This window comes from Haloferax denitrificans ATCC 35960 (assembly GCF_000337795.1).
GTDB lineage: Archaea > Halobacteriota > Halobacteria > Halobacteriales > Haloferacaceae > Haloferax > Haloferax denitrificans.
In genome coordinates this window covers 120,895-144,960 of sequence record NZ_AOLP01000009.1, presented here as the reverse complement: position 1 = coordinate 144,960, position 24,066 = coordinate 120,895, and the positions used below count along the sequence as shown (strand labels likewise).

General features: G+C 67.0%; 23 protein-coding genes. 21 read left to right on the top strand and 2 right to left on the bottom strand.

The features are described from left to right. Window positions 1-2 precede the first annotated feature (2 nt). Together C438_RS07770 and C438_RS19660 are read right to left on the bottom strand one after the other, a co-directional pair. Window positions 3-422, bottom strand: a complete 420-nt coding sequence (locus C438_RS07770; RefSeq protein ID WP_004968803.1) for a PPC domain-containing DNA-binding protein — start codon at window positions 420-422, stop codon at window positions 3-5. A gap of 74 nt (window positions 423-496) precedes the next feature. Then, complete coding sequence (locus tag C438_RS19660) at window positions 497-664, bottom strand: DUF7556 family protein (protein ID WP_004968802.1); 168 nt, start codon at window positions 662-664, stop codon at window positions 497-499. A 234-nt stretch (window positions 665-898) separates the two neighbouring features. Here C438_RS19660 and C438_RS07765 point away from each other — a divergent pair, with 234 nt between their 5' ends. The 21 genes from C438_RS07765 (at window position 899) to argF (ending at window position 23,952) form a co-directional block, all read left to right on the top strand. Beyond that, a complete protein-coding gene (locus C438_RS07765; protein ID WP_004968801.1) occupies window positions 899-2,728 on the top strand; it encodes an ABC transporter substrate-binding protein in 1,830 nt (609 codons plus the stop codon). A gap of 211 nt (window positions 2,729-2,939) precedes the next feature. Then, window positions 2,940-3,989 (top strand): ABC transporter permease, encoded by a 1,050-nt coding sequence (locus C438_RS07760; protein ID WP_004968800.1) that lies wholly within the window; start codon window positions 2,940-2,942, stop codon window positions 3,987-3,989. 6 nt (window positions 3,990-3,995) lie between these two features. Further along, the gene (locus C438_RS07755; RefSeq protein WP_004968799.1) at window positions 3,996-5,435 is read left to right on the top strand and encodes an ABC transporter permease; all 1,440 of its coding nucleotides are present in this window, start codon (window positions 3,996-3,998) and stop codon (window positions 5,433-5,435) included. Further along, window positions 5,432-6,511, top strand: a complete 1,080-nt coding sequence (locus C438_RS07750) for an ABC transporter ATP-binding protein (protein ID WP_004968798.1) — start codon at window positions 5,432-5,434, stop codon at window positions 6,509-6,511. Before C438_RS07755 ends, C438_RS07750 begins: the two co-directional genes overlap by 4 nt. After that, on the top strand, window positions 6,508-7,842 hold the full coding sequence (locus tag C438_RS07745; protein WP_004968797.1) for an ABC transporter ATP-binding protein: 1,335 nt from the start codon (window positions 6,508-6,510) through the stop codon (window positions 7,840-7,842). Before C438_RS07750 ends, C438_RS07745 begins: the two co-directional genes overlap by 4 nt. Before the next feature lie 2 nt (window positions 7,843-7,844). Continuing rightward, window positions 7,845-8,300 (top strand): DUF7555 family protein, encoded by a 456-nt coding sequence (locus C438_RS07740; protein WP_004968796.1) that lies wholly within the window; start codon window positions 7,845-7,847, stop codon window positions 8,298-8,300. Window positions 8,301-8,361: 61 nt separating this feature from the next. Then, window positions 8,362-8,946 (top strand): DUF7529 family protein, encoded by a 585-nt coding sequence (locus C438_RS07735; protein WP_004968795.1) that lies wholly within the window; start codon window positions 8,362-8,364, stop codon window positions 8,944-8,946. Between the two features lie 131 nt (window positions 8,947-9,077). Beyond that, window positions 9,078-9,932 (top strand): CBS domain-containing protein, encoded by an 855-nt coding sequence (locus C438_RS07730; protein WP_004968794.1) that lies wholly within the window; start codon window positions 9,078-9,080, stop codon window positions 9,930-9,932. After that, the gene (glyS, locus tag C438_RS07725; RefSeq protein WP_004968793.1) at window positions 9,925-11,709 is read left to right on the top strand and encodes a glycine--tRNA ligase; all 1,785 of its coding nucleotides are present in this window, start codon (window positions 9,925-9,927) and stop codon (window positions 11,707-11,709) included. Before C438_RS07730 ends, glyS begins: the two co-directional genes overlap by 8 nt. Before the next feature lie 6 nt (window positions 11,710-11,715). Beyond that, a complete protein-coding gene (locus tag C438_RS07720) occupies window positions 11,716-12,318 on the top strand; it encodes a dolichol kinase (RefSeq protein WP_049917870.1) in 603 nt (200 codons plus the stop codon). Window positions 12,319-12,361: 43 nt separating this feature from the next. Further along, the gene (locus C438_RS07715; protein ID WP_004968791.1) at window positions 12,362-12,847 is read left to right on the top strand and encodes a cation:proton antiporter regulatory subunit; all 486 of its coding nucleotides are present in this window, start codon (window positions 12,362-12,364) and stop codon (window positions 12,845-12,847) included. Next, the gene (locus tag C438_RS07710; RefSeq protein ID WP_004968790.1) at window positions 12,847-14,061 is read left to right on the top strand and encodes a cation:proton antiporter; all 1,215 of its coding nucleotides are present in this window, start codon (window positions 12,847-12,849) and stop codon (window positions 14,059-14,061) included. The genes C438_RS07715 and C438_RS07710 overlap by 1 nt, the downstream gene beginning before the upstream one ends. A gap of 531 nt (window positions 14,062-14,592) precedes the next feature. Further along, window positions 14,593-15,810, top strand: coding sequence for an argininosuccinate synthase (locus C438_RS07705; RefSeq protein ID WP_004968789.1), 1,218 nt, complete (start codon window positions 14,593-14,595; stop codon window positions 15,808-15,810). Window position 15,811: 1 nt separating this feature from the next. Next, the gene (gene argH, locus C438_RS07700) at window positions 15,812-17,278 is read left to right on the top strand and encodes an argininosuccinate lyase (RefSeq protein ID WP_004968788.1); all 1,467 of its coding nucleotides are present in this window, start codon (window positions 15,812-15,814) and stop codon (window positions 17,276-17,278) included. A 281-nt stretch (window positions 17,279-17,559) separates the two neighbouring features. Next, the gene (gene lysW / locus C438_RS07695; RefSeq protein WP_004968787.1) at window positions 17,560-17,739 is read left to right on the top strand and encodes a lysine biosynthesis protein LysW; all 180 of its coding nucleotides are present in this window, start codon (window positions 17,560-17,562) and stop codon (window positions 17,737-17,739) included. 1 nt (window position 17,740) lies between these two features. Then, window positions 17,741-18,664 carry a lysine biosynthesis protein LysX gene (gene lysX / locus C438_RS07690; RefSeq protein WP_004968786.1) on the top strand — a complete coding sequence of 308 codons (924 nt, stop codon included), beginning with the start codon at window positions 17,741-17,743 and terminating at the stop codon, window positions 18,662-18,664. Further along, window positions 18,661-19,704: an N-acetyl-gamma-glutamyl-phosphate reductase gene (gene argC / locus C438_RS07685; RefSeq protein WP_004968785.1), complete on the top strand. Its 1,044-nt coding sequence runs from the start codon at window positions 18,661-18,663 to the stop codon at window positions 19,702-19,704. Before lysX ends, argC begins: the two co-directional genes overlap by 4 nt. A gap of 54 nt (window positions 19,705-19,758) precedes the next feature. After that, the gene (locus C438_RS07680; RefSeq protein ID WP_004968784.1) at window positions 19,759-20,691 is read left to right on the top strand and encodes an acetylglutamate/acetylaminoadipate kinase; all 933 of its coding nucleotides are present in this window, start codon (window positions 19,759-19,761) and stop codon (window positions 20,689-20,691) included. Beyond that, window positions 20,688-21,824 carry an aspartate aminotransferase family protein gene (locus C438_RS07675; protein ID WP_004968783.1) on the top strand — a complete coding sequence of 379 codons (1,137 nt, stop codon included), beginning with the start codon at window positions 20,688-20,690 and terminating at the stop codon, window positions 21,822-21,824. The genes C438_RS07680 and C438_RS07675 overlap by 4 nt, the downstream gene beginning before the upstream one ends. After that, a complete protein-coding gene (locus C438_RS07670) occupies window positions 21,821-22,963 on the top strand; it encodes a [LysW]-lysine hydrolase (protein WP_004968781.1) in 1,143 nt (380 codons plus the stop codon). Before C438_RS07675 ends, C438_RS07670 begins: the two co-directional genes overlap by 4 nt. 92 nt (window positions 22,964-23,055) lie before the next feature. Next, window positions 23,056-23,952 carry an ornithine carbamoyltransferase gene (gene argF, locus C438_RS07665; RefSeq protein WP_004968779.1) on the top strand — a complete coding sequence of 299 codons (897 nt, stop codon included), beginning with the start codon at window positions 23,056-23,058 and terminating at the stop codon, window positions 23,950-23,952. Window positions 23,953-24,066: the final 114 nt, after the last annotated feature.

Here is a 24,066-nt window from a genome sequence, read left to right as displayed (position 1 = left end):
GGTTACAGCCAGAGGTCGAGGTCGGTCACCGCGTCGTGGTCGCGTTCGAGCGGTTCCTCGAAGGCGCGGAGGTTCAGTTCACCCGCGAAGACGGTCGCCGAGTCGAGGTGACCCGCGAGCGCCTGGCCGCTCCGTCGGGAGAGAATCGCGTGCGTGTGTGCGAAGGGTTCGCCGTCGAGGAGCGCGACGTTGCCCACGCAGGCGGCGACTTCGAGCGGCTCGTCGAACGTCACGGACTGGTACTCCTGGTCCGTCTGGTCGTAGAACCAGAGTTCGGCGTCCTGGACGGCACCCATGGCGTTGAACCACGCGGACTCGATGCCCTTGCGCGCGCAGAACTCCTCGATCTCCTCGCGCCAGTCCGCGCCGTGTTCGAGACGGGCGAGGTACTCCTCGCTCACCGTCACCGCTCGAGCGTTCATGTAGCGTACCACGAGCGAGTCGGACTAAAATGTGAATGGTCTGCTCGCCGGGGAGGCGAACGGTGCCGGAGCGATTACCGCCACTCGTCGAGCGCGAGCGCGTCGGCTACGTCAGAAGCGAGCCACGCGTCGTCGCGGGAGATATCCGCGATAATAAGACGCTGGCCCGTCTGAGAGCGATCCACCGAGGCCATGACCTCGGCGCCCGAGTCGTCGACGGAAGCCGTCGCATCCGGCGTCATGTATGATACATAGTGACACCCCTATATAAGTGGACCGAAACGACGGGGCGAGACGAGCCGGGACGGCCGGTTCAGTCCCTCAGAACAGAGGGTGAAACCTGAAACGAGTTTTGTAGGGAGTCTCGTGGCAGTTTTCGCCGCTTGGGTGTGGAACTACGTGCTTTCCACGCTACACTATATCAAACAAATCGAATACGGTAAGTTTATCCACGCGCCGCGAAAATTTTGTTCTGAATGCCAGACACTAACAAACTCTCGCGTCGCCGTTTTCTGAAGGCAACGGGGGGGGCCGCCACGGCCGCCGCCCTCGCCGGTTGTACCGGCGGTGACGGTGAAGAGACGACGACGACCGAGTCCGGTGGCGGGGAGACCGAGACCACCCAAGAGGACACGGGCACGGAGCTGTCCGGTTCGGTGTTCAACCGCATCCTCGACGGAACCATCACGACGATGGACCCCGTCGCCGCGACCGACACGTCGTCGGGCATCCTCATCCAGCAGGTCTTCGACTGCTTGATGTCCTACCAGAACGCCCTCCCGACGGTCGAAAACGAACTCGCCGCGGACTACACGGTCTCCGACGACTTCACGACCTACACGTTCGAGCTCGCGGACGCGACCTACCACAACGGTGACCAGGTCACCGCCTCCGACTTCATTTACGCGTGGGAGCGCCTCGCGGCCTCCGAGAACAGCCGTCGCGCCTACTTCATCCTCGACTCCGTCGGCGTGGAACACGAGACGGACGACGAGGACAACTACGTCCCCGGGTCGCTCGGCCTCGAGGTCGGCGAGAGCGAGACCGAACTCGTCGTCAACCTCGCAGAGCCGTTCCACGACACGCTCGAGATGTTCGCCTACACCTCCTTCGCCGCCCTCCCCGAGGGCATCCTCGGCGACATCGAGGAGTACGACGGCGAGATGGAGTACACCGAGTTCGCGTCGAACAACCCCATCGGCGCGGGTCCGTTCGAGTTCGCCTTCTGGGAGCAGGGCACCGCCGCGGCCGTCTCCAAGTACGACGACTACTACGGGCAGGTCGCGCAGGTCGACAACGTCCGCTGGCAGGTCATCGAGGACGACACGGCCCGCTACAACTACGCGATGAACGAGAACGCGGACTACTTCGGACTGCCCACCGCGCAGTACGACCCCGGGCTCGTTCAGGTCGACTCGACCGACGAGTACGGTCGTGAAGTGGGTCAGTACGGTCCCGTCCGCAACGGGAAGACGCTCAACTACGTCGGCGTCCCGACCCTCTCCATCTACTACATCGGCTTCAACATGGAGAAGGTCCCGAAGGAGGTCCGCCAGGCGTTCGCCTACGTCCTGAACCAAGACCAGATGGTCTCCGAGGTGTTCAAGGGCCGCGGCTCCCCGGCGGAGCTCTTTACGCCCCCGACCATCTTCCCCGGCGGCGCGCAGGCCGCGAGCGACCTCGTCAGCTCTGACTACCCGTACAGCGCGGGCGAGACGGACATCGAGGCCGCCCGCCAAGTCATGGAGGAAGCCGGCTACGGGCCGGACAACCAGTTCGAGGTCCAGTGGACCCAGTACAACAACAACGCGTGGGAGGAGATGGCGAGTATCCTCCGCGACCAGCTCGCGTCGGCCCACATCAACATGCAGATTCAGAAGGCCGACTTCTCGACGCTCCTCGAACGCGGCCGCAACGGTCAGCTCGAAGCGTACACTCTCGGCTGGATTGCCGACTGGCCGGCCCCGGACAACTTCCTGCAACTTCTGAACCCGCCGCAGACGGACACGTCCGAGCAGGGCCCCATCTCGTACGTCAACTGGACGGCCGAGAACGGCGACGCCTACCAGCAGGCGACCGACGCCTACCAGCAGGTCGTCGACAACCCGGCGCCGACCGACGAGGCCCAGCAGGTCCGCGACGAGGCCTACGTCGACATCGAGACGGCCAACTGGGAAGACGTCGCGATGTTGCCGGTCTACAACCAGAAGGAGGAGACGTTCTGGTACGACACCGTCGAAATCGAGCCGTTCGGTGGCATGGGTCCGAGCCGCCAGAAGCTCAACAACGTCACCCTCAACCGATAACGCCGGGGAACACGGGCACGTCCCCACGTCCCGTCTAAATCGAACTCCCGGATATTTTTGACAAGCGTATAGTTAGTCGCTACTATGTGGCATAATCCGGCGGTAGAGTTGCTGAAACAGCAGTATTGGGAATTCGAAGCGCAAGACATAACCATACCACTCAGTAAACCCTTACAATAATGTCCGCTCGAACGGTCTGCGAGGTGATGCCATGAGTCGATGGCAGTACTTCCTCCGCAGGGTACTGATGTCGATTCCTGTCGTCATCTTCGGGACGACGATTACGTTTGCCCTCATCCGCCTGGGGCCGCTCGACCCCGTGTCGGCGATTCTGGGGACGCAATACAACCCGCAGGCGGCAGAACAGATTCGAACGAACCTCGGATTGAACCAGCCGCTCTGGAGTCAGTACCTCGACTTCATGTACGAGCTGTTCACCTTCCAACTCGGCCAGTCGTGGGTCATCGCGCCCGGGACGACCGCGTACGAACTCATCGAAATCTACGCGCCCCGGACGATTTGGCTCGGCTTCTGGTCGGTGCTCATCGCGCTGTTCGTCGGGATTCCGCTCGGCTTCTACGCCGGATTGAACCCGAACACGCCCTCCGACTACGTCGCCTCCTTCGGCGGAATCGTCTGGCGTGCGATGCCGAACTTCTGGCTGGCAATCATGCTCGTCACGGCCCTCTCACAGCTCGGGACGTGGACGAACGGCCTGTTCACGTGGCAGACGTGGATCGTCAGGACGAACGTCGTCACGCCCCCGGCGCTCGGCTTCTTCCAATCGCCGGTCGAGCAGTTCCTCGCCGACCCCGGCGGGTGGACCGAGTCGTTCATCCGGGCGACGAAGCAGATCGCCCCGGCGGCGCTGGTCCTCGGGTCGGCGTCGATGGGCAACGAGATGCGTATCGGCCGCACCGCCGTCCTCGAAACCATCAACTCGAACTACGTCGAGACCGCCCGCGCGAAGGGCGTCTCCGGGCGCTCGCTCGTCTGGAAGCACATCTTCCGGAACGCGCTCATCCCGCTCGTGCCCATCATCACGGGTGAGGCGTTCCTGCTTCTCGGCGGGTCGGTGTTCGTCGAGACGGTCTTCGCCATCAACGGCCTCGGGTGGCTGTTCTTCAACGCCGCCATCAACGGGGACCTGCCGCTCATCGGGACGCTGATGTTCATCTTCATCCTCATCCTGGTCGGCACGAACATCCTTCAGGACTTCCTGTACACGATTATCGACCCGCGCGTCGGGTACGACGGGTGAATCACAGTGAGCACGACAACCGAAACCGAGATTCCGCTCCGACAACGAGTCGCTGAGAACCCCCAGCCAGCGCTGATTTGGGCCGCCGTCGGTGCCGTCCTCATCGGCGTCGAGCTGGGCGCTATCCTCCAAGTCGTCGGCGCCGTCGCCGGCGTGGTCGTCAACCTCCTCCCGGGCGACCCCGGCGCGTCCGCCGTCCAATCGCTTCAGGCGGCGTTCGACGCGGTTCCGACGCTCGTCTCCCGCGACGTGATTCCGAACCAGGGCTACTGGAACGGCACGGGCTACGAGAACACCTTCCTCGGGCTCTCGCCCGCGGTCGCGTGGGTCATCCGCGTCGCGTTCGTCTACGCGTACGCCTTCGCGGTGCTGGCGTGGGCGTGGAACGGCTACACCCGGTTCCGCCGCCACTACCGCCGCGTCGACTGGACGCCGCGGGACGACGTGGTCAACCGCTTCCGGGGTCACTCCTGGGGCAAGTTCGGGCTCATTATCGTCATCACGTTTGTGGTCATGGCGGTATTCGCGCCCGCGCTCGGGCCGACCACGATGGAGCGGAACATCCTCCAGCCGTACGACTACGAGGTCACCTACTGGAGCGAAGACACCCAGAGCACCGAGACAGTCCTCGTCGGCGAGGCCAACCTCGGCTCGGGGTCGCAGGGCGCGGGTGACGAGAACGTCGCGCCGCTGACGTACGACGACTACGGCAGGTTCCATCCGTTCGGCACGGCGACAAACGGGAAGGACCTGTTCACACAGGTGGTGTTCGGGGCCAGGATATCCCTGACCATCGCCGTCGTCGCCATGGGCATCGCCGGCCTCATCGGACTCGGCTTGGCCATGATAACGGCGTACTACAAGGGGCTGGCGGACTTGGCGACGGTGTTAGTCTCCGACTCGGTACAGGCGTTGCCGGTCATCATGGTCCTCATCTTGATGCTCGTCATCTTCCAGAACACCTGGGTCAGGGAGTTGTACGACGGCGCGGTGCTCATCATCCTCATCTTCAGCGTCGTCTACTGGCCGTTCATCTGGCGGTCGATACGTGGCCCGGCGCTCCAGGTGTCCGAGGAGGACTGGATCGACGCCGCGAAGTCGTTCGGACAGACGCCGACGCAGGTCATGCGCAAGCACATGGCCCCCTACGTGTTCAGCTACATGCTCATCTACGCCTCGCTCAGTCTCGGTGGTATCATCATCAGCGTCGCCGGGCTCTCGTATCTCGGGCTCGGCATCACCGCGCCGACCCCCGAGTGGGGCCGGCTCATCGCCAACGGCCAGCAGTACGTCGCCAGCCCCTCGTGGCACATCTCGCTGGTCCCCGGCCTCCTCATCACGCTGGTCGTGACCGGGCTGAACGCCTTCGGCGACGGCATCCGCGACGCCATCGACCCGCAGGCGGACACCGGTGACGAGGCCGCCGCCACGGGAGGTGGCGCATGAGCACCGAACAGGCGCGCTCCGCCCGCACCAAGGGCGAGCCCCTGCTCTCCGTCGAGAACCTCCGAACGTCGTTCTACACCGACAAGGAGGTCATCCGCGCGGTCGACGGCATCTCGTTCGACATCTTCCGCGGCGAGACCGTGGGCATCGTCGGCGAGTCCGGCTCCGGCAAGTCCGTCACGGCCCGCTCTATCATGCGACTGGTCGAGAACCCCGGCCGCATCGAGAACGGCCGCATCATGTACGACGGCGAGGACCTCCTCGATAAGTCGCCGAAGCAGATGCGCTCTATCCGCGGCGGCAGTATCGCCATGGTGTTCCAGGACCCGCTGACGAGCCTGAACCCCGTCTACACCGTCGGCAACCAAATCAAGGAGGCGCTTCGCCTCCACCGCGGGCTGAGCGGGTCGAAGGCGACGAAAGAGGCAATCGAACTGCTCGAAGCGGTCGGGATTCCTGACGCCCACCGTCGCGTCCGCGAGTACCCCCACCAGTTCTCCGGCGGGATGCGCCAGCGCGCCGTCATCGCGATGGCGCTCGCGTGCGACCCCGAACTGCTCATCTGCGACGAGCCGACCACCGCGCTCGACGTGACCATCCAGGCGCAGATTCTGGAGCTCCTCGAAGAGCTTCAAGAAGAGCGCGACCTCGGCATCATGTTCATCACCCACGACATGGGCGTCATCGCCGAAATCGCCGACCGCGTCAACGTGATGTACGCGGGCGAAATCGTCGAGAGCGCCCCCGTCGTCGAACTGTTCGAATCGCCGAAACACCCCTACACGCAGGGGCTTCTCAACTCCATCCCCGGACAGGGACTCGACGAGAACGAGCGCCTCGCGACCATCGAAGGCGACGTGCCGACGCCGAACGAGGACCCGACCTACTGCCGGTTCGCGCCCCGGTGTCCGAAGGCGTTCACCGAGTGCGACACGGTCCACCCCGAACCCGTCGAAGTCGGTGACGGTACGGGCCAGCACCGTGCGTCGTGTCTGCTGTACCCGGAAGACCTCCCCACGGAGGAGGCGGTCGCCGTCCACCGAGAGGGCGGACAGCGCGGAGGTGACACGCGATGAGTACGACATCCACGGAAGAAGAGCGAACCACGACGGCGCGCGGAGAGACCATCCTTGAGGTCAACGACCTCAAGACCTACTACGAGGACGGCGGCCTGCTCGGGAGCAACCCCGTGAAGGCGGTCGACGGCGTCTCGTTCGACATCCAGCGCGGCGAGACGCTCGGGCTGGTCGGCGAGTCGGGCTGTGGGAAGTCCACGCTCGGCCGCACGCTGATGCGCCTCGAAGAGGCCACCGCGGGCGAGGTCAAACTCAACGGCACGGACATCACCACGCTGTCCGGCTCCGACCTCAAGCAGTTCCGCAAGGACGTACAGATGGTGTTCCAGGACCCCGATTCGAGCCTCAACGAGCGGATGACCGTCGGCGAAATCGTCCGCGAGCCGCTCGACGTCCACGACTGGAAGACGCCGTCGGAGCGCCGCGAGCGCGTCCGCGAACTGCTCGAAACGGTCGGACTGCAGGAACAGCACTACTACCGCTACCCCCACCAGTTCTCCGGCGGCCAGCGCCAGCGCATCGGCATCGCCCGCGCGCTCGCGCTCGAACCGGAGTTCATCATCCTCGACGAGCCGGTGTCGGCGCTCGACGTGTCCGTGCAGGCGAAGATTCTCAACCTGCTCGAAGACCTGCAAAACGAGTTCGGGCTGACGTACCTGTTTATCGCCCACGACCTCGCGGTCGTCCGCCACATCTGCGACCGCGTCGCCGTGATGTACCTCGGCAACATGATGGAAATCGGCCCGGCCGACGAGCTGTTCGACGAGCCGGCGAACCCCTACACCCACGCGCTGTTGTCGTCGATTCCGGAGCCGGACCCGACGGTCGAGCGCGACCGAATCACCCTTCGCGGGACGCCGCCGAGCCCGCGGGACCCGCCGGCGGGCTGTCCGTTCTCGACCCGCTGTCCGGTGAAGATTCGTCCGGCGGCGTACAGGGACATGGACCCCGACGTCTGGGAGCGCATCGAAATCTTCCGCGAGGTGCTTCGGGAGCGCTCGCGCGCGGACCCCTCGCTGAGCGACCGCGTCCGGAAACTGCTCGGCCGGGAGAGCCACCGCGCCGGGATGGACGAAATCATCCCCGAGCTGTTCGGCGACCTCGACGTGCCTTCGGACGTGATGACCCACGTCCGCGAGGCCGCCGACTACGCCGAAAACGACGACGAAAACGCCGCTCGGACCTACCTCCGCGAGGAGTTCGGAAGCGTCTGTGACCACGAGCGGCCCGAACAGCTCGCGGTCGGCGACCGGGGGCGGCTGAGCCTCTGTCACCGCCACGACGCCGAGTACGAGGAGCCGGCGACCGTCTTCGAGACGCTCGTCCGATAGCCATGGAGTTCGACCCACGCCGATTCGGCGTCAAGGCCATCGACGCCGTGGTCTACGCCGTCGCCCTCACCGGCGTGGTGTTCGTCGTGACCGCCGTCGTGAGTACGCTCGCCGGCAACGGACTGCCCGGCGCGAAGTGGCTCATGTTCTTTCTCGGGTTCGCCATGTTCGGCTACTCGTCGCTGAAGGTCCGCCCGAAGGCGGCGTGGAAGCGCGGAGACGGAAACGGCGGCAACGGCGGAAACGGCGGCACCGACGGCGGCCTGTTCTCGGGGAGCGACGAGCCCGTCGGCGTCGAGAAGCTCGTCGGAGACGCCCTCGACGCGATACTGCCGCCGCGACTGCGACCGGCGACCGGCGACGAGCGGCCGTCGAGCGGGGTGAAACTGCTCCTCGCGTCGGTCTGTATCCTCGCGGCCTCCTACGCGATGGAAGTCGTCTTCGAAATCAACTACTGACCGACGCGGGGCCGCCCGCGACCTTCGATGCCTTTTACCATATACGTCGTCCAGAACGGGTATGGCCGAACTCGGAGACGACGAGACGCCCGAGGTCGAACGCATCGCCGGCGAGGCGGACCGTCGCCGCGAGGCGTGGGGCGCGACGCTCGACGACATGGCCGCGATGGCCGACGACTTCGAGGACGAGGGGTGGACGACGGTCCGCATCGCCGCGGGCGACAGCGGCCCGTTCGGTCCCTCCAGCGGGAAGGGCGACGAGGGGGCGTTCGGCCTCGCGTACGTCATCCCCGGCGACAAGGCCGAGACGGTCGCCGACCTGTTCGAGGAAACGTCGTTCCCCGAGTACGAGGTGTACCGCGCGGAGAACGACGGCCGCGTCTACATGGTGACGGCGCTGTTCTCACCGGACGCCGAGACCGCTATCTTCCTCGCCGGCGCGTGGGACCTCCGCGAGGCGCTGGAGTGTGCGACCGTCGCCGTCGAAGAGGGGCGGATGTACTCCTATCTCCAGAAGCTCGACGGCACCGTCGTCGGCGTCGTCGAACACGACGACCCCGAGAAGTTCTTCCCCAACCTCGACGCGATTCGGCGGTACGCGCCGAACGGCGGCGACGGCGACGGCGAGACCGACGACGGCAACTGAGCCGAGAGCCGTTCTGCTTCTGCGCCGTGTGCGCATCGCCCGTCCCCGACCCCCGCGAGCCGCGGCGGACGCCTGTCAGCGAGGCGAAAGCGTTCGCAGAGTACATTAGGCGGGGGGAAGAAAGCGGGTGTATGAAAGTAGCCGACGCGATGACCCGCGGCGAGGAGGTCGTGACGGTGTCCCTGCCGGGCACCCGCGACGACGTTCTGGAATACCTCCAAGAGCGTGGGTTCTCTTCCGTTCCCGTGGTGAAAGAGACCGACGAGGGGACGAAGTACCGAGGGCTCATCTCTCGGGAGGACCTCATCGAACACCCCGACGAGGACCAGCTGGCGGTGCTCGTCCGCGAGGTGCCGACCGCGAGCGCCGACGACGACCTCGAAGCCGTGGCCGCGACGATGGTCTCGGAGGGCGCGCGCCGAATCCCCGTCGTCGACGGCGACGCCATCGAGGGCATCCTCACCGTCACCGACGTGGTCCGGGCCATCGCCCGCGGCGACATCGACGGCGAGACCGAGGTCGGCGACCTCGCCGCCCGCGACGTGAACACGACGTACGTCGACGTTCCCCTGCACATCGTCGAGCGCGAGATATTCTACGCGAACGTGCCGTACGCGGTCGTCCTCGACGACGAGGCCTCGCTGGCCGGCATCGTGACCGAAGTCGACATCATCGAGGTCGCCCGCGTCGTCGAAGGCGAGGCCGGCACCGGCGACTCGGTCGCCAACCAGGACGACGAGTGGATGTGGGAGGGCATCAAGGCGGTCGGCAACCGCTACATCCCGACCCGGAACGTCGAGATTCCGGCCGAACCGGTCTCGAAGTTCATGACCGACGACCTCGTGAGCGTCCCGACGCGCGCCACCGCCAAGGACGCCGCCCAGACGATGATTCGCGAGGACATCGAGCAGATTCCGCTCGTCTCCGGCGACGAACTCATCGGCATCGTCCGGGACATCAACCTGCTGGAGGCGCTGTATGAGTGAGGGCGACGAGTCCGCCGCGCTCACCGAACTCGCGAAGCGCCGCGGGTTCTTCTTCGGTTCCTCGGAGGCCTACGGCGGCGTCGGCGGGTTCTACACCTACGGCCCGCAGGGCGCGGCCCTGAAGTCCAACGTCGAGGAGGCGTGGCGCGAACGCTTCGCCGTCCAGGAGGGCAACCTCGAAATCGAAGCCCCGACCATCATGCCCGAGCCCGTCTTCGAGGCGTCGGGCCACCTCGACGGCTTCGACGACATGCTCGTCGAGTGCGCCGAGTGCGGCGAGTCCCACCGCGCGGACCACCTCATCGAGGACAACTCGGAGCTGGAGGACGCCGAGACGCTGTCGCCCGAAGAGGCGGCCGAGAAAATCGCCGACCTCGGCCTCGTCTGTCCGACCTGCGGCGCGGACCTCGCCGGCCAGTCGGTCGAGGACTTCAACCTCATGTTCGAGACGAACATCGGCCCCGGCTCGTCGACGCCGGGCTACCTCCGGCCCGAGACGGCGCAGGGCATCTTCGTGGAGTTCCCGCGCATCAAGGAGTACGCGCGCAACAGCCTCCCGTTCGGCGTGACGCAGGTCGGTCGCGCCTACCGCAACGAGATTTCGCCGCGGAAGAGCATCGTCCGCACCCGCGAGTTCACGCAGGCCGAACTGGAGCACTTCATCGACCCCGAGCGCGACGAGGCCGACCTTTCGGCGGTCGAGGACGTGGAGGTGCTTCTGTACCCCGCGACCGAACAGGAGGCCGACGACGGCGACTACGTCGAGACGACCATCGGCGAGGCCGTCGAAGACGGCGTTATCGGCAACGCGTGGCTCGGCTACTTCCTCGGCATCGCCCAGGAGTGGTACGAGACGGTCGGCGTCGACATGGATCGCTTCCGCTTCCGCCAGCACCTCGCGGGCGAGCGCGCCCACTACTCCTCGGACTGCTGGGACGCCGAGAGCGAGGTCGACGGCGACTGGATAGAAATCGCGGGCTTCTCCTACCGGAGCGACTACGACCTCTCGAAGCACGGCGAGTACGGCGACGACGACTTCACCGTCTTCCAGCAGTACGACGAGCCGAAGACGGTCGAGCGCGCCGTCGTCGACCCCGACATGGCGACGCTCGGCCCCGAGTTCGGCGCGCAGGCCGCCGACGTGGCAGAGGCGCTGGAGACGCTCGCCGAGCGCGACCCCGACGCCTTCGACGCCGACGAGGTCACCCTCGACATCGACGGCGAGGAAGTCACCGTCGACACCGACGTGGCCAACTTCTCGGTCGAGACGCAGACCGAGGCGGGCGAGCACATCACGCCGCACGTGGTCGAGCCCTCGTTCGGTATCGACCGCACGGTGTACACGCTCCTCGCGCACGCGTACGAGACCGACGAGGTCGACGGCGAGGCGCGGAGCTACCTCTCGCTTTCGCCGTCTGTCGCGCCGACGAACGTCGGCGTCTTCCCGCTCGTGAGCAACGTCGACGAGCTGGTCGACCTCGCCGACGACGTGGCCGAAGAACTCCGCGCGGCCGGCTTCGCGGTCGTCTACGACGACTCCGGTAGCATCGGTCGGCGCTACCGCCGGCAGGACGAGGTGGGCACGCCGTTCTGCATCACCATCGACCGCGACGGGCTCGAAGGCGACGGCGCGAATACCGTCACCATCCGCGAGCGCGACAGCGGCAAGCAGGTCCGACTGCCCGTCGACGACCTCGTCGGAACGCTCGTTGGCCTGCGCGCCGGCACCGCCTCGTTCGACGACGTGCTCGACGACAACGAGGTCGTCGAGGCGTAACCCGCCGTGGGGCGACCGAGCACCGCCGAGGTGAAGCGGCGACTGGTCCACGCGAGCGGGTCGGGGATGCCGCTTTTGTACCTCCTCGGGCTGGTCGAGTGGCGTACCCTCGGGTATCTGTTCGTCTTCCTCGCGGCGGTCGTCAGCGTCCTCGAACTGCTCCGGCTGTTCGGCGGTCTCCAGTGGGGAATCTACGACGAACTCACCCGCGAGTACGAACAGGACAACGTCGCCGGCTACGCGCTGTACGTCTACAGCCAGACGGCCGTCGCGCTGGTGTTCGGCCCCCACATCGCGGTGCCGGGGATGCTCATGCTCACCATCGGCGACCCGATAAGCGGGCTTCTCGGCTCCGCGCCGGTGGGCGAGCTGAAGTCGGCGCGGACGCTCGCGGCGATGTTCGCGGTCTGTTTCATCCTCGCCGCGCCGTTCGTGATTCCCGTCTCGGGAGTCGTCGCGGGCGGGCTCGCCGCGGCCGCCGGAGCCGCCGGCGCGACGCTGGCCGACGGCGCGAAGCCGGTCGTCGCCGGCTACGTCATCGACGACAACCTCTCGATTCCGCCGGTCGCCTGTACCGCCATCGCGGTGACGCTCTGGCTTCTCGCCTGAGCGGAAGGCGGCTTTATTTCGTCCGCTCGCTAATCGTCGAGTCATGACTGTCTACGAGAGCGACCTTCCGGGCGTCGGGAAGAAACACGAGGTTGAGCTCGGCGACGGCTCCCGGCTCATCATCGTGACGCACAACACCGGCAAGCGAGAGGTGTTCCGGCGCGCGAGCGCCGACAGCGACTCGGAGAAGCTGTTCGAACTCACCGACCAGCTCGCCCGGCAGGTGGGGACGCTCCTCGAAGGCGCGTACTTCCAGCCGGTCCAGACCGAGACCATCGAGACGCTTCTGGGCGACAACACGCTCATCGAGTGGGTCGAAGTCGGGGCGGACTCCGACATCGCGGGCAAGACCCTCCGCGAGTCCGACCTCAGACAGGCGACCGGCGCGTCCGTCATCGCCATCGAGCGCGGCGACGAGGTCATCACCTCGCCCGGCGGCGACGCGATGGTCGAAGCCGGCGACACGCTCGTCGTCATCGGTCCCAAGACGGCCTGCCGCGACTTCGTCGCGCTCGTCAAAGGGACCTGATGGCGGCGGCGCTCCTCGAATTCGGCTACCTGTTCGCCGTCCTCGCGGTCGTCGGAGCGGTCGCGCTCCGCCTCGGCCTGTCGGTGATTCCCCTCTACGTCGTCGGCGGCGTCGTCGCCGGGCCGTACGTCGCCGGGCGGTTCGGCCTCCCGTACGTCCCGAACGGCGAGGTCGTGACGATTCTGGCGGAGCTCGGTATCGTCCTCCTCCTGTTTTTCCTCGGCTTGGAGTTCAGCCTCGACCGGCTCCGGGCGTCCGGGGCGAAAATCGGCCGCGCGGGCGTCATCGACCTCGCGGTGAACCTCCCCATCGGTATCGCCATCGGGCTCGTCCTCGGGTGGTCGCCGGTCGAGGCGCTGCTTCTCGGCGGCATCGTCTACATCTCGTCGTCGGCCATCGTGACGAAGACGCTCATCGACCTCGGGTGGATTGCGGACCCCGAGTCGGAGCCGATTTTGGGCACGCTCGTCTTCGAGGACCTCGCCATCGCGGTCTACCTCGCGGTCGTCACCTCGCTCGTGCTCGGCGGCGACGGCGGCGTCGCGGCCATCGGCCGGTCGCTCGCCATCGCCTTCGGCTTCCTCGGCCTCCTGTTCGTGGCCGTCCAGTACGGGACGGCGCTTTTCGCCCGCGTCCTCGACGTAGAGAACCAAGAGGCGTTCGTCCTGCGGGCGCTCGCGGTCGTCGTCCCCATCTCGGGCGCGGCGCTCGCGCTCGGGGTGAGCGAGGCCGTCGCGGCGTTCTTCGTCGGCATGGGCTTTTCGACGAGCGGCCACCGAGAGCGGCTCGAACACCTGCTCGTCTCGGTCCGCGACGTGTTCGCCGCGGTGTTCTTCTTCTGGATCGGCCTCGGCACCGACCCGGCGCTGTTGGCGGCGGCGGCCGTCCCGCTCGTCATCGCGGTCGTCGTGTCGACGCCGTCGAAGGTTCTCTCGGGCTACCTCGGCGGTCGGGCGTACGACCTCTCGGCGCACCGGTCGCTCCGGGTCGGCGTCGGGATGGTCCCCCGCGGCGAGTTCTCGCTCGTCATCGCGGCGCTGGCCGCCGCGGGCACGACGCCGGTGATGCGCGAAATCATCCCGGCGTTCGCCGTCGGCTACGTCTTCGTCATGAGCGCGCTCGGAACGGTGCTGATGCAACGGTCGGACCTCGTGGAGCGACTCGTCTTCCGCGGCGGCGCGGCGGACGGCGAGGGGACGACGGAGAGCGCCTGAGTCGCCCGGCGCGGTTTCTGCCCGTCGGTTGCGGCCGCGACGAACGCGACCGACTCGAACGCCGAGGCCGACTCGAACGACTCGACTGACTCGGCCGGCCACAGAGCACTTACCCGAGGAGCCGTCACGTTGCGGGTGCTATGACCCTTATCGAGTGGCTCGTCATCGCAGTCGTCGTGGTCGCGCTCGTCGCGCTCGTCCTCGCGCTCGTCGACAACGAACTGCTGGTCGAACTCGCCGGGGAGTTGCTCGACTGAGGAAACGTTTGCGTCGCCGGAAGCGTTTAATAGGGATGACATCGTAGCGTTCCACAACAATGGCGACTCGCAGTACTTGCGCCACTTTTGCCCCACTGCGAGCCGCGGCTGTCCGACCCCGACGACGGGCCCTTTAGGGCCACAATCATCATCTCCTTCGGGACACGTCGAAATTGCTAATCTCCTGTTTTCGTGCCTATAGGCATCTCTACCACTTAATTTCATAAAACGAATGCAAAGAATTTATCTGTATGTCCCCGCCACAGACGAGTACATGAAGAAAGTCGCACTCGCGTTCTCGGGCGGACTCGACACGACAGTCTGCGTCCCGATTCTCGAAGAGGAGTACGGATACGACGAGGTCGTCGGCGTCACGGTCGACGTCGGCCAGCCCGAAGAGGAGTTCGAGGAGGCCTACGAGACGGCCGAGGCCCTCGGACTGGAACACCACGTCGTCGACGCGAAACAGGAGTTCGCACAGCTCTGTCTCGACTCGGTCTGCGCCAACGCGGACTATCAGGGCTATCCGCTCGGCACCGCGCTCGCGCGCCCGGTCATCGCCAAGGCCATCCTCGAACTCGCCGAGGAGCAGGGCTGTGACGGCATCGCCCACGGCTGTACGGGCAAGGGCAACGACCAGCTCCGTTTCGAGGCCGTCTGGCGCGCCTCCGACCTCGAAGTCATCGCGCCCGTCCGCGAGATGGGCATGACCCGCGAGTGGGAAATCGAGTACGCCGCCGAGAAGGACCTCCCGGTGCAGGGCGGCAACGAGGGCGTCTGGTCCATCGACACGAACCTCTGGAGCCGTTCCATCGAGGGCGGACAACTGGAAGACCCCGGCTACGTCCCGCCGGAGGACATCTACGAGTGGACCGACCAGCCCTCGAGCGAGACGGAACTCATCGAAATCACGTTCGAAGACGGCTACCCGGTCGCCGTCGACGACGAGGAGCTCGAACCCCTCGAACTCATCTCGCTTCTCAACGAGAAGGCCGGCAAGCACGGCGTCGGCCGCACGGACATGATGGAAGACCGCATGCTCGGCCTCAAGGTGCGCGAGAACTACGAGCACCCGGCCGCGACGACGCTCCTGAACGCCCACGAGGCGCTCGAAGGGCTCGTCCTCACGAAGGAGGAACGCGACTTCAAGGCCACCGTGGACAACGAGTGGTCCCAGAAGGCCTACGAGGGCCTCATCGACGCCCCGCTCGTGGGCGCGCTGAACGCCTTCCTCGAAAAGACCCAAGAGCGCGTCACGGGCACCGTGACCATCAAGTTCGAGGGCGGACAGGCCCGCCCGGTCGGCCGCGAGTCCGAGTACGCCGCGTACTCCGAGTCCGCCGCCTCCTTCAACACGGAGACGGTCGACGGCATCGAGCAGGCCGACGCTACGGGCGTCGCCAAGTACCACGGCTTCCAGGCGCGTCTCGCCAACCAGAGCGCGAAGAAGCAGAAGCCCGAACTGGCCGCAGACGGCGGTAGCGACGAGTAAGATGGCAGGCGAGGACGGCGACTCCGAGGGCGTCATCCGCCGGGACCGCTTCAGCGGCGGCCCCGCCCGCGGGTTCATGTCGAGCCTCGCGGCCGACGAACGCATCTTCGAGGCCGACCTCGCCGTCGACCGGGCGCACGTCGTGATGCTCGCGTCGCAGGATATCATCGAGTCCGAGGTCGCGAGCGAAATTCTCGCCGCGCTGGACGAGGTCGAGGCCGCGGGCCACGGCTCGCTTTCCGGCGGCGAAGACGTCCACGAGGCCATCGAGGCCGCCGTCATCGACATCGTCGGTCCCGACGGCGGGAAGATGCACACCGCCCGCTCGCGCAACGACGAGGTGGCGACCTGCATCCGCTACCGCCTGCGCGAGGACGTGCTTTCGGCCCTCGACGCGGCGCTCGCCCTGCGCGAGTCGCTGGTCGAGACGGCCGCCGAACACACCGAGACGGTGATGCCCGGCTACACGCACCTCCAGCCCGCGCAACCGACGACGGTCGCGCACTTCCTGTGCTCGTACGAGCGGGCGGTCGCCCGCGACTGCGCCCGCCTCATGTGCGCGTACGAGCGCATCAACCAGTCGCCGCTCGGGTCGGCGGCGTTCGCGGGCACGCCCTTCGACGTGAACCGCGAACTCGTCTCCGACCTGCTCGGCTTCGACCGCGTGATGGAGAATTCGATGGACGCTTCCGCGACCCGCGACTTCCTCGCCGAGACGCTGTCGGCGCTCACGACCCACGCGGTCACGCTCTCCGGCCTCGCCGAGGACCTCGTGATATTCTCGAACAAGGGGCTCGTCGAGCTGTCGGACGACTACTCGTCGACCTCCTCCATCATGCCGCAGAAGAAGAACCCCGACACGATGGAACTCGTCCGCGCCGTTGCGGGCGACGCCGTCGGGGAGCTCACCGGCCTCCTGACGACGCTGAAGGGACTGCCGCGCGCGTACAACCGCGACCTCCAGCGCGCCCACAAACACGCGTTCCGCACCGTCGACGACGTGGCCGAGGCGGCCGCGGTGGCCGCCGGCGCGGTCGGGTCGGCGACGTGGCCCGAAGACGAACTCGCCGCGGCCGCCGGCGACGGTTTCTCGACCGCGACCGGCGTGGCGGACCTGCTGGCGATGGCCGGCCTGCCGTTCCGCACGGCCCACGAGGTCGTCGCGGAGGCGGCCGCCCGCTCCGAGGGAACGCCCGACGTGGCAACACTTGACGCCGTCGCTACGGACGTATTAGGTGAGTCACTCTTTACGCACGTGACAGCCGAGGCCGTCGAAGCCGCGCTCGACCCGACCGAGAGCGTGGCGAGTCGCGATTCGGTCGGCGGGCCCGCACCCGCCGCCGTGGAGGCGACGCTCTCGACGGCCCGCGACGAGCTCTCGGACGACGCCGCCGCCGTCGCCGACGCCCGCGACTCGCTCGCGGCGGCCGCCGAGGGCCTCGACGAGGAGGTTTCGAGCTATGTCTGAGTCCGACCACGCGACGCCCGCGGGCCTGCTTCGACGACCGCGAGCGACCGCGCCGCGACGACGACCACCACGCCCGACGCGGGAGACGGGTCGACCGGTCCGACGACCGGTCCCGTCTCCGGCGTCGAGTGAGCGTGGCACCCAAGCTCGACGCGTCGTTCGGCCGGCCCGTGCGTTCGGCCGATTCGACAGATAACACCCGTTAGAGACTTCTTTGCATTAATTTTTGTCGCGTAATTTTCGACGCCTTTAATACCGTCCGTCGACCAGCCACGGATGTAATGAGCGACACCATCACCGCGGAAGACCCGCTGAGCGGAGAGGAAATCGAACTGCCGTCCGACGTCGAAGTCGGCGAAATCATCGACAGCCCCGCCACGGGCGCAGAGCTGGAAGTCGTCTCCCTCGACCCCGTGACACTCGAAGAAGCGCCCGAGCTCGAAGAGGACTGGGGAGAGTAAATTGCACGTTGGACTGCTCTATTCCCGGATTCGCCGCGACGAGAAGCTGCTTCTCAACGAGCTTCGCGACCGCGGCCACGAGGTGACGAAGATAGACGTTCGGAAAGAGCAGTTCGACCTCACGGAGCCGCCGGAATCGTTCGACGGACTCGACGTGGTGGTCGACCGCTGTCTGGCGACGAGCAGGAGCATCTACATCACGCGCTTCCTGCAGTCGTACGGAATCCCGGTCGTCAACTCCCACGAGACCGCCGACATCTGCGCCGACAAGGCGAAAAACAGCCTCGCGCTCGCGGACGCGGGCGTACCCACGCCGAACACGAAAGTTGCCTTCACGGTCGAGTCGGCGATGGAAATCGTCGAGGAGTTCGGCTACCCCTGCGTCCTCAAGCCGGTCGTCGGCTCGTGGGGTCGCCTGATGGCGAAAATCGACTCCGAGTCGGCCGCCGAGGCCATCCTCGAACACAAGTCGACGCTCGGTAACTACGAGCACAAGGTGTTCTACATCCAGGAGTTCGTCGAGAAACCGGGCCGCGACATCCGCGTGCTCGCCGTCGACGGCGAACCCGTGGCCGCGATGGTCCGCTCGTCGGACCACTGGCTCACGAACGCCGCGAAGGGCGCGAGCGTCGAGGAGTTCGAACTCGACGACCGCGCGAAAGAACTCGTCAAGCAGGCGTCCGACGCGGTCGGCGGCGGCTTACTCGGCGTCGACCTCATGGAGACGGGAGTCGTCTCCGAATCCGGTGATTCGGAGGCCCGTCAGACGCAGTCTGACGTTGATTACACCGTCCACGAGGTCAACCACACCGTCGAGTTCAAGGCGCTCAACGACGCCGTCGAGGCGGACGTTCCCGCGACGGTCGTCGACTGGCTCGAAGCCAAGGTCGACGGCGAGCAGTCGCTGGCGGAGGTCTCGGCGTGAGCGACCAGCTCACCGCGGGCGTCGTCGGCGGCTCCGGCTTCACCGGCGGCGAACTGCTCCGCCTGCTCGACGGCCACCCGAACTTCGACGTCGAACAGGCCACGAGCCGCTCTTACGAGCGCAAGACCGTCGGTCACGTCCACCCGAACCTTCGTCACCTCGACCTCCGTTTCACCTCGCCGGAGGACCTCGAATCGGTCGACGTGCTGTTCACGGCGACGCCCCACGGCGTCTCGATGGAGCACATCGACGCCTTTCAGGACGCGGCGGACACCGTCGTCGACCTCTCTGCGGACTTCCGTCTCTCCGAGGCGGCGCAGTACGACGAGTGGTACGACGGCCACGTCTGCCCCGAGTATCTGGAGAAGTCGGAGTACGCGCTCCCCGAACTGAACCGCGAGAACCTCCCCGGCGCGGACCTCATCGCCGCGGGCGGCTGTAACGCGACCGCGACGATTCTCGGCCTCAAGCCGCTTTTCGACGCCGGCATCCTCTCCGGCGACGAGCAGGTCGTCGTGGACGTGAAAGTCGGCTCGTCGGAGGGCGGCGCGGGCGCGAGCAAGGCGTCGTCGCACGCCGAGCGCTCGGGCATCGTCCGCCCCTACGCGCCGACCGGCCACCGCCACGAGGCCGAAATCGAGGAGTACCTCGGCCTCTCGGTCTCGTTTACCGTCCACGCGGTCGACATGGTCCGCGGCGCGGCGGCGACCTGTCACGTCTTCCCCGACGGCCCCGTCTCGAAGGGCGACATGTGGAAAGCGTTCCGCGGCTCCTACGGCGACGAACCGTTCATGCGCACCGTCGCCGGCGGCGGCGGCGTCTACCGCTACCCGGAACCGAAGTCGGTCGCCGGGACGAACTTCGGCGAGGTCGGCTTCGAAATCGACCCCGGAAACCGACGACTCGTCGTCTTCTCGGCCATCGACAACATGATGAAAGGCTCCGCGGGGCAGGCGGTCCACGCCGCCAACATCGCGCTCGGGCTGGACGAGACCGCCGGACTCGACTTCACCGGCTTCCACCCCATCGGCTCGCCCTGACCGCACCGCCCCCGAACGCTCGCTCCGACCCACGATTTACGCACCATTTCGACTATGACAGGATACACACGCGAGGAACTGCTCGCGGCACACGAACAGCTCGTCGACAACGAAGCGAACCTACTCACCGATGGCGGCTCCGAGCCGCCGGTCGTCGTCAAAATCGGCGGCGCGAAGGCCGTCGACCCGCAGGGAGCCGTCTCCGACGTGGCCCACCTCGTCGCCAACGGCACCGACGTGGTCGTCGTCCACGGCGGCTCGACCGCCGTCGACGAGACGCTCGAAGAACTCGGCGAAGAACCGACCTACGTCGAGTCGCCCTCGGGCGTCTCCGGCCGCTTCACCGACGAGCGCACCATGGAGGTCTTCTCGATGGTGATGCCCGGCAAGCTCAACACCGACCTGACCGCGCTGTTCCGCGAGGCGGGCGTCGACGCGCTCGGCCTCTCGGGCGTCGACGGCGGCCTCCTGACCGGCCCGCGCAAGTCGGCCGTCCGCGTCGTCGAAGACGGCAAGAAGAAAATCAAGCGCGGCGACCACTCCGGGAAGATTACCTCGGTGAACGCGACGCTCCTCGAAACGCTCCTCGACGGCGGTTACACGCCCATCGTGACCGTTCCGATGCTCGCCGACGACGGCGTACCGGTCAACGCCGACGCCGACCGCGCCGCCGCCGCGGTCGCTGGCGCGCTCGGCGCGAAACTCGTCGTCCTCACCGACGTGAAGGGCGTCTACGCCGACCCCGACGACGAGTCCACGCTCATCGAGACGGCCGACACGCCCGAGGAGTTCTCGGCGCTCGAATCGGCCGCTGAAGGGTTCATGACGAAGAAGGTCATGGCCGCGAAAGAGGCGCTCGACGGCGGGGCCGCCGAGGTCGTCGTCTCCGACGCGAACCTGAACGACCCCATCGTGACGGCGCTCAACGGCGGCGGCACGCACGTGACGCCCGGCGCGCTGGTCGAAGCCGAGGGGGCCGAACAATGAGCGGCTTCGTCTTCAACGAGAAACCCATCGCCATCGAGTCCGGCGAGGGGCCGTATCTCTACTCGGACGACGGCACCGAGTACCTCGACTTCGGCGCGAGCTACGCCGTCGCGGCGCTCGGCCACTCCCACCCCGCGGTCACCTCCGCGATTCAGGAACAGGCCGCGAAGCTGACCTACGTGCAGGCGTCGTACCCCGTCGAGGTCCGCACGGAACTGTACGAGAAGCTTGCGACGCTCGCGCCCGGCGACATCTCGAACGTCTGGCTCTGTAACTCCGGCACCGAGGCCAACGAGGCGGCGATGAAGTTCGCCCGCTCGGCGACGGGTCGCCAGAAAATCGTCGCCACGAAGCGCGCCTTCCACGGTCGCACCCTCGGGAGCCTCGCGCTGACGTGGAAACAGAAGTACAAAAAGCCCTACGAGCCGGTCGCCGGCGGCGTCGAGTTCGTCAGCTACGGCGACGAAGCAGAACTCGCCGAGGCCGTCGACGACGAGACGGCCGCCGTGTTCTTAGAGCCGATTCAGGGCGAAGGCGGCATCAACCCCGCGACGACCGAGTACCTTCAGACCGCCCGCGACCTGACCGAGGAGGCGGGTGCCGCGCTCGTCTTCGACGAGATTCAGACCGGCATCGGTCGCACCGGGTCGCTGTGGGCCTGCGAGAACGCCGGCGTCGTCCCCGACATCCTCACGAGCGCGAAGGGCATCGCCAACGGTCTCCCGCTCGGCGCGACGCTGTGTGCCGACTGGATTGCCGATGGCGCGGCCTCCCACGGCTCGACGTTCTCCGGCGGCCCCGTGGTCTGCGCGGCGGCGAACGCCACGCTCGACACCATCGTCGAAGAGGACCTGCCCGGCCACGCGGCCGCGGTGGGCGACTACCTCACGACGGAGCTCGAAGCCGCCGTCGAGGACCACGACCTGCCGGTCCGCGAGGTCCGCGGCGACGGCCTCATGGTCGGCGTCGAGGTCAAACGCGGCGCGAACCGCACGCTGAAGCACCTCGCGCTGTCCGAGCAGTTGCTCGCGCTCCCCGCGGGTCGGACGGTCGTCCGGTTCCTGCCGCCGCTGGTCATCGAGGAGGAACACGCCGACCGCGCGGTCGACGCCATGACGAACGTGTTATCATGAACGCCGAAATCGAACGCGAAGACGACGAGGCAGACGTGGAGAACGCGGGAGCGGCCGACGCCGAGACCGACGCGAGCGCCGTCTCCGACGACGGGACCGACGCCCTCGACGAGGGCGAGTGGGCCGAGGCGCGCCACCTCCTCTACGACATGGTCTCGACGCCCTCGGTGTCGGGCGACGAGGAGGCGGCCGCCGAGGTGCTGAAGGCGTTCTTCGAGGCGCACGACCGCGAGGTGTGGATAGACGAGGTCGGCAACGTCCGCGCGCCGGCCGACGACGCGGTGCTTCTCACCTCCCACATCGACACCGTCCCCGGCGACGTGCCGGTGAAGATAGAAGACGGCGTCCTCTGGGGTCGCGGGAGCGTCGACGCGACCGGACCGCTCTGTTCGATGGCCGCGGCGGCCGTCGAGACGGGCGTCTCGTTCGTCGGCGTCGTCGGCGAGGAGACCTCCTCGCGCGGCGCGTGGCACCTCGTGGAGGACCGCGAGGAGCCCGACGCGGTCGTCAACGGCGAACCCTCGGGCTGGGACGGCGTCACCCTCGGCTACCGCGGCTTCCTCTCCGGGACGTACATCTCGACGAGCGAACTGGGCCACTCCTCGCGCCCCGAGGAGAACGCCATCCAGTCCGCGGTCGCGTGGTGGTCCCGCGTGGCCGACTTCTTCGACGAGGAGCGCGACGGCGTCTTCGACACGGTGACGACCAAGCCGGTGCGCTTCGACGGCGGCCCGACCGAAGACGGCCTCGCGGTCGAGTCGACGGTGGACGTGCAGTTCCGCGTCCCGCCGCGGCTCACCATCGACGACGTGCGCGAGGTCGCGGAGGGCGAACTCACCCGCGGCGGCGTCCACTGGAACAAGCCCATCCCGCCGGTCATGATGAGCCCCCGGACCGACGTGGCGCGGGCGTTCCGCGTCGCCATCCGCAACGTCGGCGGCGTGAAGCCCCGGCTCCTCCGCAAGACCGGGACCAGCGACATGAACATCTTCGCCGGCACGTGGGACTGCCCGATGGCGACCTACGGTCCCGGCGACTCCGACCTCGACCACGCCCCGAACGAACACCTCGACCTCGCCGAGTTCGACAGCGCCATCGACGTGCTCGTCGACGTGTGCGAGCGCCTCGCCGACGACTGAGGCGAGCCGAGCGGCGGCGACGACCGAACGACCGGGGCGACAGACACACATCCGAGACGACGAACCGACACGGAGACACGACACACGACACAATGCTCGAAACCACCCATTTCACCGACATCGACGACATCAGCGCATCGGAGTTAGACCGCGTCCTCACCCGCGCCGCCGACATCAAGTCCGGCGACGACGAGACGCAACTCACCCGAGCGACGCTGGCGATGCTCTTCGAGAAGCCGAGTACCCGGACGCGTGTCTCCTTCGAGACGGGGATGACCGAACTGGGCGGCCACGCGCTGTTCCTCGGCCCCGAGGACATCCAGCTCGGCCACGGCGAGCCGCTTTCGGACACCGCGCGCGTGCTGGGTCGCTACGGCGACGCCATCATGGTCCGCCTGTTCGAACACGAGGACCTGCTCGAAATCGCCGAGCACTCCGACGCGCCGGTCATCAACGGCCTGACCGACGACGCCCACCCCTGTCAGACGCTCGCCGACCTGCTCACCATCCGCGAGCACGTCGGCGACTTCGACGAGGTGTCCGCGGCGTGGGTCGGCGACGGCAACAACGTCGGCCAGTCGTTCGTCCTCGGCTGTGCGATGGCCGGCATCGACCTCACGGTGGCGACCCCGCCGGCGTACGGCGTCGACGACGACGTGCTCGAAAAGGCGGACGAACTCGGCTCGGCACCGACGATTACGACCGACCCCGAAGAAGCCGTTTCGGACGCGGACGTGGTCTACACCGACGTGTGGATTTCGATGGGGCAGGAAGACCAGCGCCACGAGAAACTGCAGGCGTTCGAGGGGTTCCAGCTCAACGAGGAGTTGCTCTCGGGGACCGACGCGAAGGTCATGCACTGCCTGCCGGCCCACCGCGGCGAGGAGATTACCGGCGACGTGCTCGAAGGCGAGCGGTCGCTCGTCTGGGACCAGGCGGAGAACCGCCTGCACGCCCAGAAGGGCCTCATCGTCGAACTGCTCGAATAAATTCGGGTCCACGGCGGTCGCGGCTCTTTTCAGCTTCTCAGAAGACGCCGTCGAGCGCGGAGGTACGCTATACCGTTCCCGTCGCCTCCGGCGGTGTCGAGGCCTCCGAGCCTT

What these genes read in the sequence shown, in the direction of transcription:
- argF (WP_004968779.1), top strand. Translation starts at nt 23,056, where the DNA reads ATGCTCGAAACCACCCATTTCACCGACATCGACGACATCAGCGCATCG.
- C438_RS07770 (WP_004968803.1), bottom strand. Translation starts at nt 422, where the DNA reads ATGAACGCTCGAGCGGTGACGGTGAGCGAGGAGTACCTCGCCCGTCTC.
- C438_RS07680 (WP_004968784.1), top strand. Translation starts at nt 19,759, where the DNA reads ATGACAGGATACACACGCGAGGAACTGCTCGCGGCACACGAACAGCTC.
- glyS (WP_004968793.1), top strand. Translation starts at nt 9,925, where the DNA reads ATGAGTGAGGGCGACGAGTCCGCCGCGCTCACCGAACTCGCGAAGCGC.
- C438_RS07735 (WP_004968795.1), top strand. Translation starts at nt 8,362, where the DNA reads ATGGCCGAACTCGGAGACGACGAGACGCCCGAGGTCGAACGCATCGCC.
- C438_RS07705 (WP_004968789.1), top strand. Translation starts at nt 14,593, where the DNA reads ATGAAGAAAGTCGCACTCGCGTTCTCGGGCGGACTCGACACGACAGTC.
- C438_RS07715 (WP_004968791.1), top strand. Translation starts at nt 12,362, where the DNA reads ATGACTGTCTACGAGAGCGACCTTCCGGGCGTCGGGAAGAAACACGAG.
- C438_RS07765 (WP_004968801.1), top strand. Translation starts at nt 899, where the DNA reads ATGCCAGACACTAACAAACTCTCGCGTCGCCGTTTTCTGAAGGCAACG.
- C438_RS07740 (WP_004968796.1), top strand. Translation starts at nt 7,845, where the DNA reads ATGGAGTTCGACCCACGCCGATTCGGCGTCAAGGCCATCGACGCCGTG.
- C438_RS07730 (WP_004968794.1), top strand. Translation starts at nt 9,078, where the DNA reads ATGAAAGTAGCCGACGCGATGACCCGCGGCGAGGAGGTCGTGACGGTG.
- C438_RS07670 (WP_004968781.1), top strand. Translation starts at nt 21,821, where the DNA reads ATGAACGCCGAAATCGAACGCGAAGACGACGAGGCAGACGTGGAGAAC.
- C438_RS07745 (WP_004968797.1), top strand. Translation starts at nt 6,508, where the DNA reads ATGAGTACGACATCCACGGAAGAAGAGCGAACCACGACGGCGCGCGGA.
- C438_RS07760 (WP_004968800.1), top strand. Translation starts at nt 2,940, where the DNA reads ATGAGTCGATGGCAGTACTTCCTCCGCAGGGTACTGATGTCGATTCCT.
- argH (WP_004968788.1), top strand. Translation starts at nt 15,812, where the DNA reads ATGGCAGGCGAGGACGGCGACTCCGAGGGCGTCATCCGCCGGGACCGC.
- C438_RS19660 (WP_004968802.1), bottom strand. Translation starts at nt 664, where the DNA reads ATGACGCCGGATGCGACGGCTTCCGTCGACGACTCGGGCGCCGAGGTC.
- C438_RS07750 (WP_004968798.1), top strand. Translation starts at nt 5,432, where the DNA reads ATGAGCACCGAACAGGCGCGCTCCGCCCGCACCAAGGGCGAGCCCCTG.
- C438_RS07710 (WP_004968790.1), top strand. Translation starts at nt 12,847, where the DNA reads ATGGCGGCGGCGCTCCTCGAATTCGGCTACCTGTTCGCCGTCCTCGCG.
- lysW (WP_004968787.1), top strand. Translation starts at nt 17,560, where the DNA reads ATGAGCGACACCATCACCGCGGAAGACCCGCTGAGCGGAGAGGAAATC.
- C438_RS07675 (WP_004968783.1), top strand. Translation starts at nt 20,688, where the DNA reads ATGAGCGGCTTCGTCTTCAACGAGAAACCCATCGCCATCGAGTCCGGC.